General features: G+C 67.4%; 10 protein-coding genes. 1 reads left to right on the forward strand and 9 read right to left on the reverse strand.

What is annotated here, in order from left to right; all coding sequences use genetic code 11:
- The 3 genes from ACRDP3_RS14335 to ACRDP3_RS14345 form a co-directional block, all read right to left on the reverse strand.
- On the reverse strand, window positions 1-682 hold a 682-nt coding region (locus ACRDP3_RS14335), incomplete at its 3' end, for an MFS transporter (protein WP_431517310.1).
- A gap of 2 nt (window positions 683-684) precedes the next feature.
- The gene (locus ACRDP3_RS14340) at window positions 685-1284 is read right to left on the reverse strand and encodes a DUF5825 family protein (RefSeq protein ID WP_431517311.1); all 600 of its coding nucleotides are present in this window, start codon (window positions 1282-1284) and stop codon (window positions 685-687) included.
- Window positions 1281-3233, reverse strand: coding sequence for a RiPP maturation radical SAM C-methyltransferase (locus tag ACRDP3_RS14345; protein ID WP_431517312.1), 1953 nt, complete (start codon window positions 3231-3233; stop codon window positions 1281-1283). The genes ACRDP3_RS14340 and ACRDP3_RS14345 overlap by 4 nt, the downstream gene beginning before the upstream one ends.
- 263 nt (window positions 3234-3496) lie before the next feature.
- Between ACRDP3_RS14345 and ACRDP3_RS14350 the strand changes: the two genes are divergently transcribed.
- Complete coding sequence (locus tag ACRDP3_RS14350) at window positions 3497-3925, forward strand: ROK family protein (protein ID WP_431517313.1); 429 nt, start codon at window positions 3497-3499, stop codon at window positions 3923-3925.
- Here the strand turns inward: ACRDP3_RS14350 and ACRDP3_RS14355 are convergent, their stop codons facing one another.
- From ACRDP3_RS14355 to ACRDP3_RS14380, 6 genes are all read right to left on the reverse strand, one after another.
- The gene (locus ACRDP3_RS14355; RefSeq protein WP_431517314.1) at window positions 3926-4519 is read right to left on the reverse strand and encodes a GTP-binding protein; all 594 of its coding nucleotides are present in this window, start codon (window positions 4517-4519) and stop codon (window positions 3926-3928) included.
- Entirely contained in the window at window positions 4500-4889 is a 390-nt protein-coding gene (locus ACRDP3_RS14360) for a DUF742 domain-containing protein (protein WP_431517315.1), read from the reverse strand. The genes ACRDP3_RS14355 and ACRDP3_RS14360 overlap by 20 nt, the downstream gene beginning before the upstream one ends.
- Window positions 4890-5315, reverse strand: a complete 426-nt coding sequence (locus tag ACRDP3_RS14365; protein ID WP_431517316.1) for a roadblock/LC7 domain-containing protein — start codon at window positions 5313-5315, stop codon at window positions 4890-4892. It lies immediately after the preceding gene.
- On the reverse strand, window positions 5312-7963 hold the full coding sequence (locus tag ACRDP3_RS14370; protein WP_431517317.1) for a sensor histidine kinase: 2652 nt from the start codon (window positions 7961-7963) through the stop codon (window positions 5312-5314). Before ACRDP3_RS14370 ends, ACRDP3_RS14365 begins: the two co-directional genes overlap by 4 nt.
- A 200-nt stretch (window positions 7964-8163) precedes the next feature.
- Window positions 8164-9345, reverse strand: coding sequence for an NAD(P)/FAD-dependent oxidoreductase (locus ACRDP3_RS14375; RefSeq protein ID WP_431517318.1), 1182 nt, complete (start codon window positions 9343-9345; stop codon window positions 8164-8166).
- A 70-nt stretch (window positions 9346-9415) separates the two neighbouring features.
- Window positions 9416-10394 (reverse strand): AMP-binding protein (locus tag ACRDP3_RS14380; protein WP_431517319.1); only part of this gene is annotated, 979 nt, incomplete at its 5' end.

Here is a 10394-nt window from a genome sequence, read left to right on the forward strand (position 1 = left end):
GCTTGGGTTCCGCGCGGACCACCGCGAGACCCCCGCGCAGCGCGGCGGTACGCGCTCCGTCCGAGGGGCCCGGGCCCTTCCGTTCCGCCGGGCTGTTCAGGGCGGCGGGGAGCGCGAGCAGCAGCAGTGCCTCTACGACGTAGGCCGCGGAGCCTGCGAGGATCGCTGTGGCGGGGCCGGCGAGGCCGACGAGGACACCCCCCAGAGCGGGTCCGCCGATCTGGCCCGCCGTGCGGGCACCGGTCAGGACGGAGTTGGCGGAGAGGAGCTGTCCGGGGTCCACGACACGGGGCAGCGCCGCCTGCAGGGCCACCGACAGCGAGAAGGTCAGCGCACCGGAGACGGCGGCCACCGTGCACAGGTGCGGCCAGCTGATCCGGCCCACGGCGCCCGCGAACGGCACCGAGCCGACCACCACAGCCTGCAGCGAGGTGAGCACCACTGTGAGCCGGCGCAGCCTGGCCCGGTCGGCCAGGACCCCGGCGAACGGGCTCAGCAGCGCCCCGGGGAGATAGGTCAGCCCCATGAGCGCCGCCGCCCCGAACGGCCCGGCGTCCAGCCTGGTCACGGCAAGCAGGGCCAGCGCGAGCGTGGTGATCTGCCGCCCGACCGAGCTGGCGCTCTGCTCGGCGCACAGCAGGAGGACGGGCCGGTGCCGCCACAGCGAACGTGCGTCGCCCACCCTCAGATCCCCGTACAGGGGACCGGCCAGTGCCGGATGCGGGGTGGCAGGGCGACCACCCACCCGTCGGTGACGAGCACCAGTCGCTCCCGGGCGAGGATGCCGACCGCCTCGCGCCGGCGGGGGTCGAGATCCGCCACGGCGGTGGCGTCCAGCGTGGTGCGGAAAGCGGCGAGCAGATCGGGGTGGTCGAGGGTGAACCGTGCCGCGAGCGGCGGCTCCCTGCGGTCGAGGACGGTGACGAAGCCGGGCCCGTTCCGGTGGTACAGCTGCCCGTAGGCGCGCCGGGCCCGCCAGTCGGCCAGCTCGGGCGGCTCCCCGGGCGCGGGCACCGGTGCCGGGAGGTGGCCCAGCAAGGTGACGTCGTACGCCGTGTCCGAGGTCGCCAGCGGATCACCGGCGTCCACTTCCCACATCACCGACAGGTCGTGGCTCAGGCACTCGCGCAGGAACTGGACCTCCACCGCGGCCCGGCGGCCGCCGGCGCCCAGCCGCAGTGGCCGGTCCACCAGGACCTGTCGTCCGCTGAACCGGTGGGGCACCTCGGCCGGCAGGGCCGCGGCCGGACGGACCGGGCGCGGGGGCGGAAGAAGGGAGGTCATCCGACAGCCTCCCGCTGTCCGGCGGGCACAGAGGAGCAGGAGGGCTCGACGGGCAAGACGGGCTCGACCGCGCATTCGATCGCCCGCATCTCGCCCTCGGCGAAACGGACCGGGACATGCCAGGTCGGAAGCGACACATACGTCCGGTCGTCACGGTAGAGCAGGCCGAGGGAGACACCCCGGTCGAGCCACTGCACGAGCCTGCCCGGAGTCGGCACCTCCGCGCCGCCGGCCAGCAGACGGAGCAGTGCCGGAGCCGTCCTGCCGTGTTCCAGATGACACAGGGCGGTCGCCTCCCAGCCCGTCAGCCTGTGGCTGCGGTGTGGCCAGCCGTGCCTCCGGTCGTGGACCAGGAGGACCTCCTCGCTGCCGTTCTCCAGCTCCAGGACCAGCGTCGACGTGGGGTAGCCGGTGCGCCAATCCCGGACCGCCCGGATCAGCGACTCCTCGACGGCGCCCCCCACGCCTGCGGGCGGGGTGTCGAAGAGGTAGACGAGGTCGGCGAGTTCGTCCTCGGGCAGGTCGTAGACATGCCGGTACATCTCGGCCGGATGCCGCTCGGCGAAGCCGCGCATGGGATCGGTGAAGTGGGGACTGAACCGTTCGAGCTGGATTCGGAAGGCGCCGCCCGGCGGCTGCAGATGGACCAGCGCGGGCAGTTGCTCCAGGACATCGGTGTAGTCCGCGTCGCGCTCGCCCGGGAACCCGTAGAGATAGTTCCAGGAGCAGGTGAGCCCGTGGTTGTCGCACTCGCGGAGCGTGCGGATGTTGCGGGCGCCGCTGACGCCCTTGTCCATGAGGTCGAGGGCTCTGCTGCTCAGGCTCTCGATGCCCGGCTGGATGTGGACCGCGCCCGACCGGCCGAGCAGGGCCAGCTGTTCCGGTGTGAGGTTCGACTTCACCTCGTAATGCATCCTCAGGTCCCAGCCGCTTTCCGCCGCGCGTGGCAGGAAGTCCTTGAAGTAGGCCATATCCATGATGTTGTCGACGGTGATGATGTCGAGGATCTGGTGGCGGCGTACGAGTCGGTCGATCTCGCTCCACAGACGCTCGCCGGGTTTGGCGCGGAAGGACATGGCCGAGCCGTTGAGTCCACAGAAGGTGCAGTGGTGCTTCTCGCCCCACCAGCAGCCGCGGGCGCCCTCCACCACCAGTTTTGGGTGTATGTACTCGGCCACCGGGGAGGAATCCACGGCCTTCTGCCAAAGGTCGTAGTCGGGTGAGGGAATGTCGGCGGGTGCGACGGTGCGCCGGCTCTCCGCGTTGGCCCGCGAGACCGCGCCGTCCCACCAGCACAGGCCCGGTACGCCGCTCGGCGGGGCGCCGCGGTCCGGCTGCTCGATGTGCGCCAGGAGTGCGGGCAGGGCGTACTCCGCCTCGCCGCGCACGACGTAGTCGACGAAGGGGTGGTTGCGGTGAAGTGCGTGCCCCATCGGACCGTCGCAGTTGCTTCCGCCGAAGACGACCGTGAGCGCCGGGCGGCGGCGCTTGAGTTCCTGGGCCAGCGCGAGCGAGGACACGTTCTGCATGAACGTACTGGTGAACCCGACCACATCGGGAGCCTCGGCAAGGATCTCCGCGGCCGTGTGGGCGATGAACTCCGTGGCGTGGCCGCGCATTTCGGATGCGGTGCCGATGTCGACGCCCCGCCGCTCGGCGTACTCCGCCAGGCGAGTGACGCCCCATTCCGGGTCGCCGTAGAGGACACCGGAGAAGACCCAGTCCCCGAGCCCGTCGAAGATCGATTCGCTGCCCACCACGATATGGTCGTCCGGCCGCAGCCGTCCCCCGGTGCGCTTCAGCAGGAACTCCGCCCAGCGCAGCGATCCGTGGAACTCCCGCACCTCGTCATCCGGTCGCGCTTCGGCCAACAACGCGCGAAGCAGACCGATTTGCAGCGACGGAAGCTCGATCGGCTGCCATGGCATGGTCGTCAGCTGGATGCGCATGAGGTCTCCCTCGCGCCGATGGGGCGCCGGTCCTCGCCCGGCGCCCCTCTTCCGCTCAGCGTGTCGGCCTCTTCTCGATGACGTGCCGTTCCCTGGTCCTGGCCTCTTCGCGGACGACGACCTTCTTGATCTCCATGCTTCCTCCGCCACTTGCCTCGCTGGACGTTCCAGAGCATGTACCCGTACGCCTGAGATCGAGCGCCTCAAGTCGCCCCACCGTAAGTCGAGTTGCTTACGGCGCACAATGAGGTCGTCTCGACAAGGTGACGGGTGCGTTCTGTGACGGTCCGCTGAGAGAGTACGTCTCCGGCGCGGGCATCGCGGCCCGGTACACCGCCGCCACCGGAGCCGAGGTCGCCGAGGCCCGCGAGGTCGTACGGCGGGCCGCGTCCGGAGACGGGGCTGCGCGGGAGGTGCTGATCACGGCAGGCCGGGCCCTGGGTACGGCGCTGGCGTGGACGGTTTCCCTGCTCGACCCGGAGGCGGTGGTGATGGGCGGCGGCCTCGGCACCTCCGGCGGACTGCTCGACGAACCGGCCCGGAGCACCTTTGCCGTACGGTCGCCGCGCCCCGACCCGCCTCCGATCCGCTACGCCCAACTCGGCCCCGGCTCAGGGCTGCTGGGCGCGGCGCTGACCCGCAAGCCGGCCGGATCGGCCGCACGTCACCAGCGGTGGACCGAAGGCGGGTGATCAGGCCTTCACTTTCGCATGTTCGGACTCCAGCAAAGCAAGGAGTACCTCTTTGCTGGGGTCGCGATACCGCACATCACACATGACGATGGGTACAGGGGACCGCAGGTTCAGAGCAGTCCGTATCTGCTCAGTTGTGAAGTCGCATTCACCATAGAAGCAGTTGACACCTATCGCGAAAGCGATGCCGCACTGTTCGAAGAAGTCCACGGAGGCGAAGCAGTCGGACAGCCGCCGGGGATCGGCGAGTATCACAGCCCCCAGCGCCCCCGATGCGAGGTCCTCCCACATGAACCAGAAGCGTTCCTGTCCAGGCATGCCGAACAGATACAGTACATTTTCGCCCTCTTGGTCAAGGGTGATCCGACCAAAATCCATGGCGACCGTGGTTGTTAATTTCTCCGGGGTACCCCTGAGATCGTCGATACCCAGACTCGCTTCAGTGATGTCTTCTTCGGTGTTCAGTGGTTCGATTTCACTGACCGATCCGATCATCGTTGTCTTACCTACACCGAAACCGCCTGCCACCAGAATTTTCAGCGCCGTCGGCATTGCCGTCCCGGCGCGCCTCTGCTCAGAGCTTTCGAATGCCATCGATCACCTTACGCAACACGCGAGCATGTTCATCCGGGGTGCTCTTCTCCAGGCCGGGTTTCTTGACCAGGATGAGCGACCTGTCCGCCAGGTCACCGCAGAGAACTCTCACCACGCTGGCCGGCAGGTCCAAATATGATGCGATTTCAACGATCGCCAGGGGACGTCTTTCGACAAGTTCGAGGATGGCTGCTGACTCCGGCTGCTCCCTGCGCGTCTCTTGGTCGGTGCGCGATTCACTCCCGACCACCTGGGTGATCAATGTGAGATCTGATCGACTGGGTATGGTGCGACCACCGGTGATCGCATAAGGCCGGGTGGTGAACCCGGCCTCCTTGTCGAACCACTGTGGGTTACTAGGGGTGTCCATTCAGCGGGACAGATCACTGGGGGCAACTTCGACACGAGGTGCCGCACTGAGGTGCGCACCGACCTGCTGAACGACCTTTGCCATCTCGTAGGCCGCCAATCCTGCGTCGACATTTTCGGAAGCAAGCAGGGCCAGCCGCGACCCGTCACCACCCGCGGTAATCAGAAGGAGGACGTTCTCCATCTCGATAATGGTCTGGCGCACCTTTCCACCATCGAAACGACGCGCAGCGCCCCGTGAAAGGCTGTGCAGCCCGGAGGCCAAGGCCGACATGTGATCAGCGTCGTCCTTGCTGAGCTCGTGTGAGCGTGCGAGAAGCAGCCCGTCCTGCGACAGCACAATGGCGTGCAGCGTCTCCGGCACCCGCTCCAGTAAACCATCAAGAAGCCAATTGAGCTTTTCGGAGACAGGCGAATGCTCAGTCAATGTTCTGACCCTTCCTCAAGAACCTCAGTGCCCCCGTCAAATTCAGGCGTCCCCGGAGAGGCGCCATCGCACTGAGCATCCGACGACTCGGTGCGCGCTTGCCGACCAGCCCGCTGGACGGCCCCCGCGATCCCGCCTGCCCGGTCGGGGGCAGGCCACAGAGGTGTGTCGTCCTCGTCTGCCGCGGGCCACTGCTCGGACGACCGACGCAGTGGAGCTGCGAGGTTCTCGCCCGGCCTCCTGGTGGGCAGCGTCATGGATTTCTGCGACCCCCCGGGGGGTTCTTGTGACACTTCGTTGCGGGTGGCCGTTTCGGCTGTGGCTGTGGCTGTGGCTGCTGCCTCCGGTTCAACCGACGGCGGAATCAACCCGATCGCCGAAAGGGCATCTGCGGCCGTGTGTGTCCGGGAGCGCGTCAACAACCCTCCGCCTGTGTACGCGGGATAGCCGCCCAGATCGTCTTCCGGCTCCCACTGCGGCTCCGGCTCCGGCTCCGGCCGCCGCTGCGGCTCAGGCTCCGGCCGCGGCTCCGGCCGCCGCTGCGGCTCCCACTGCGGCCGCGGCGTCGTGTCCTCCGTGCTGTCGCTGGAGTGGCGCTCGGCAGGCTGCTCTCGCGCGGGCTCTGTGACCCTCGGCAGTAGGGGCGGAGCTTCCTCCAGCAGGTCGCTGGGGATGAGTACGACGGCTTTCGTTCCTCCGTACGCCGACCTGCACAGCGTTATCTCCAGGCCGATGCGGTTGGCCAGGAGTGCCACCACGAACAGCCCCAGCTGTGGAATCTCCCCCAGCCGTGTCACGTCCGGTTCGGGCGGATCGGCGAGCAGTCGGTTCAGTTCCTCGTACCGCTCCGCGTTCATGCCCAGGCCGCGGTCGATGACTTCGACGACCAACCGGCCCTCGGCCACTTCCTCCGCACTGACGATGACGTTGGTGTGGGGCGGGGAGAAGGAAGTGCCGTTCTCGATGAGAGCCGCAAGTATGTGGCCGACATCGGCGACGACTCGGCCGGAGAGCGAGAACTCCGGCGCGGTCTCCACTTCCACCCTGGTGTAGTCGACGGTCTCCGCCACAGCACTGCGCAGCACCTGGAAAACCGGGACGGGTCTACTCCAGCGGCGGCCCGGCTGGACACCCACGATGAGCGACTGATTCTCCAGGTCCCGGCGCAGACGGGTAACCAGGTGGTCGATCTTGAAAATGTCTGTCAGCAGCTCGGGGTCGTGCTCCCTGCGCTCCAGACTGTCGATGAGCGTGATCAGTTGGCTGATCAGCAGCTGGTTCCGCCGGAGGAGGCCCAGCACCACAGTCTCGGCACCGTCACGCTTGCGGGCCTTCTGCTCGCTGGTCAGCGCCGCGGCTTTCCACCGGTCGTCGATCGCTTTGGCGAGTCCGCCCAACTCATTGGCCGCGGTGCGCTGTTGTTCGCGTACAGCCGCGACCAGTCGTCCCACTTCGTCGTCGGTGCTGCTCTCATACGGCATTTCAGCCGCAGCGCCGGCCAGGTCACCTCGTTCGTATCGGTCCACGAGGTCCGGGAGTACTCTGTCCGTCCACTGCGTCGTCGCGTAACTCAGCCGCGACAGCCTGCGGGACAGCGAACGCGAGAGCCGAACCGCCAGAACAGTCGTGAACGCCAGCACGGCCAGTACCACCGCGGATCCCGCCACCGCGGTCAGCAGGGCGTCGTCTGCGCGGTTGGACTTGTGCTCGGCCATGCTGTCGAGCGAGGCCGAGACCCCGTCACGCAGATCCCTGCCGACGACGTCCGCGGCCGGCCGCCATTTGTCGGCCCGTTCGATCCAGTCCCTGCGCAGGGTCGTGTTCCGCGTCGTGTTCCCGGTCGTATCGGCATCGACGGCGGCTTGGATGTTCTGCAGTACGGCCCACTGCGGCTTGTCGGTCGTGCGCTGGTAGTCCTCGGCTGCCGCACCGGGTATGTCGCGGGTGTTCAGGGTCCCGGCGACCTGCCGTTGAGAGGCGACATGTCCCAGAAAGGCCTGACGGAAAGCGGGCGACATACGCCCGGATGAATGGGCGCCGGACAACAGCGCGTCTTCCCGGGAAATCAGCTCGGCGATGTGAACCAGCGAGGTCACCGCAGCCGCGTTGTGGGCGAGCTGCCCGTCCTCGCTGTGCAGAACGTCCGTGAGAAGCGTGGTGCCTGCCGCGGTGACCCCCGTGTAGTACCGGTAGGCACTGCCGCGGTTAGCAGCGTGCAAATCAATCCGGTTCCGCTGCTTGGTGAGATCGTTCAGCTCTTTGACCACGCCGCGTTCGGTGTCCGCGTCGGCCGAACCCTTGAGCTTCGCCTCAGACGCGTTGAACCTCGTGACCGCGATGTCGGTGCGAGAGCGAGCCCTTTTGAGCGCTATGTACGTTTCGCCGGTACGGTCATCCTGCCACATGGAGGTGAGGCGTCGTTCATCCTGCAAACGGGTCACCAAGGTGTGGACCGATCGCCCGGCCGAAGCACCGGACTCCGCTTCGGCTCTCAGCCGGAGCCCGTCGTCGACTGAATCCTTTGCCGCAAAGCCCCACATTGCCGCTAGAGCGACTGCGGGTATCAAAATGGGCGTAAGCAGCGCAATACGCAGGGAGCGTCGGCGTACAGTCTTGGGCCCTCCGTGCCGGTCGCGTTCGTCTGACATCTTCTTCCTCGCGACAGCGGACCGATGGTGAGGAGCGCCGCCCCCTCCTCCGCGAAGGCCCGCGGGGATTCTCCCGTTCACGGGGTCATGTCTACCAGTTGCCTGGGCCGACAGGAAAGCGATCTTCGCCGTCGTCTGAGTTGATACACGTGCTGCCGTGTGGTTACCCGTCGGAACGCAAAGATTTCGTGCAGGTACACTTATAGGCGGGCCAGTAGTCGAGGCGTGTACAGGGCAGTGGTCGGCTTGATTCCGGCAAATACGTCGAAGTAGGTCGAGGTGAGCTCGGGGTCCGACTGCACCGCGCGCAGCAGCGACAGGCGCTTGGGATGGGTTTCCAGCTGGGCCGCCGACAGCGCGGCCCGGTAGCCCTCCGCCATCAGGTCGTCCCGGTTCCGCGTATATGCCCGCAACGCCGCATCCAGGTCCCCCTGATCGGCAAAGCCGTCGCTGATGTACTCAACCAGTGATTCTGCCTGGAGAAACGCGTCGGTGATTCCACGGGCGGTGATGGAATCCTTGTGGTGTCCGGCGTCGCCTACCAGTGCCCAGCCGGGGCCGGTCGCGCACCGGAAGAAGTTCTCCTGGTGTCCGGTGCCACGCAGCCGTTCGGTACGCCGCTTGCCTTGCAACCGCTCGTACAACGCTGGAGCCGTGGCGCGTATCTGTTCGAGATATGCGTGGTCGGCGTCGGCACGCACTTCCTCGAAGCTTGACTGCGGGAAGTAGGCGAGGACGAGTGTGGCGTCGTCGTTGGTGGGGACGGAGGCCACCCAGGCTCCCGGCCTCTCGTAAAGTTCCAGGAGGGTCGGCACCTGCTCCCAGTAGGCGTAATAGGCACACGTCAAACGCGGTGTCTGCTGCGTGTAGGGGGCGTCGCACAATGCGGCGACAGTGGAACGCATCCCGTCCGCGCCGATCACGAGGCGTGCTCGCTCGGTGAAGTCGCGTCCCCGGTGTCTCACACGGACTCCCTGCACACGGCCGGAGTCGTCGCGCAGCAGCCCGGTGACCGAGCAACGGCTGCGGAACTCGGCACCGGCTTCGACCGCCGCGTCCGCCAGGATGGCGTCCAGGAGATGGCGGCGTGGCGCGTAGCCGGCGCGCTGCCCGTCCATGCCCCCGCTGCTCCCCTCCAGACGGATGTCCTCCACCTCATAGAGCACCCGGTCGAGGGGCGGGCATCCGGAAGCGCGGACTCGGTCGAGCAGTCCCCAGCGGGCGAGGGCGGCGACCCCCGGCTGGTGGATGACATGAGTGGACAGGGTGTCGGAGCCGCGTTCGCTTCTGTCCAGGAGAAGCACCCTGTACCCGGCGCGGGCGAGCAACATGGCTGTGGGTGATCCGGCGCACCGAGCGCCCACCACGATGACGTCGAACATTCCTGAGTCTCACAGACCTTGAGGATGTGACTGGACTTCTCGGTGCGCCCCGGCCGGGCTGTCTTCGGGGTCAGAGGGCGTTTTGTGACAGGGCGGTCGCCAGGGCACGCCTGTCGATCTTGCCGTTCGTGTTGAGCGGTAGTTGCTCGAAGGTGGTGATGCGGCGCGGGAGCATGTACGCGGGGAGGTGGGCGCTGAGATGGCGGTACATGCGCTCCGTGTCGCCGTGGGGTGCGCTGACGGCCGCCTCCAGGTCCTTTTCGCCGTTGCGGCCCTCCACGGCGACAACGATGGCGTCGCGAACTTCAGGCTGCCGCCTGAGCAGCGCCTCGATCTCGCCCAGTTCGATGCGGTAACCACGGATGTGTACCTGGTGATCCGTCCGTCCCAGGTGTACGAGCTGACCGTCCACTTCGGCGACCCGGTCCCCCGTGCGGTACCAAGAACGGTCCGTCGGCGACGTGTTGCCCGTATGCGGCTGGACGGCACCACCGTTCTCGTCGGCCTCGAGGAAACGGCCGGCGTTGTTGGCGGGGTCCAGATACCCGGGGAAGCGCTGCGCCCCGCGGAGGCACAGTTCGCCGTCCGCGGCCGGGTCGCCGTCCTCGTCCAGCAGGACGTACTCCACCGTTGGGTAGCAACTGCCGATGGGCACCGTGCCGTTCGGCGTCGTGGGCCACTCCTCCGGTTCGGCCGGGAGCCGGTATCCGACGCAGGTGCACGTGAGCTCAGTCGGGCCGTACAGGTTGTCGACCGTGCTGGCCGGAGCGGCGGCCTGCCACAGCCGCGCACCCGTGAGGAACAGCGGCTCGCCGCCGAAGAGGCTTCGGCGCAGGGTGGGCATGCTGTTCGGTTGCAGGGTGCCCAGGCGTTCCGCGAAGGACACCAGCGAGGGTACGGACCACCAGTGGGTGAGCTGAGCCGAGTTCACGAAGGTGACCGGGGACAGCAGTTGGCTGCGCTGCGGTACGACGAGGGTGCCCCCGCAGGTCCAGGTGACGAACAGGTCGTAGACAGAGCCGTCGAAGCTGAGGTCGAAGGTCTGTGAA

Source organism: Streptomyces sp. (genome assembly GCF_050698815.1).
Lineage (GTDB): Bacteria > Actinomycetota > Actinomycetes > Streptomycetales > Streptomycetaceae > Streptomyces.

Coding starts and splice junctions, on each gene's coding strand:
- ACRDP3_RS14340 (WP_431517311.1), bottom strand. CDS start 1,284: ATGACCTCCCTTCTTCCGCCCCCGCGCCCGGTCCGTCCGGCCGCGGCC.
- ACRDP3_RS14345 (WP_431517312.1), bottom strand. CDS start 3,233: ATGCGCATCCAGCTGACGACCATGCCATGGCAGCCGATCGAGCTTCCG.
- ACRDP3_RS14355 (WP_431517314.1), bottom strand. CDS start 4,519: ATGGCATTCGAAAGCTCTGAGCAGAGGCGCGCCGGGACGGCAATGCCG.
- ACRDP3_RS14360 (WP_431517315.1), bottom strand. CDS start 4,889: ATGGACACCCCTAGTAACCCACAGTGGTTCGACAAGGAGGCCGGGTTC.
- ACRDP3_RS14370 (WP_431517317.1), bottom strand. CDS start 7,963: ATGTCAGACGAACGCGACCGGCACGGAGGGCCCAAGACTGTACGCCGA.
- ACRDP3_RS14375 (WP_431517318.1), bottom strand. CDS start 9,345: ATGTTCGACGTCATCGTGGTGGGCGCTCGGTGCGCCGGATCACCCACA.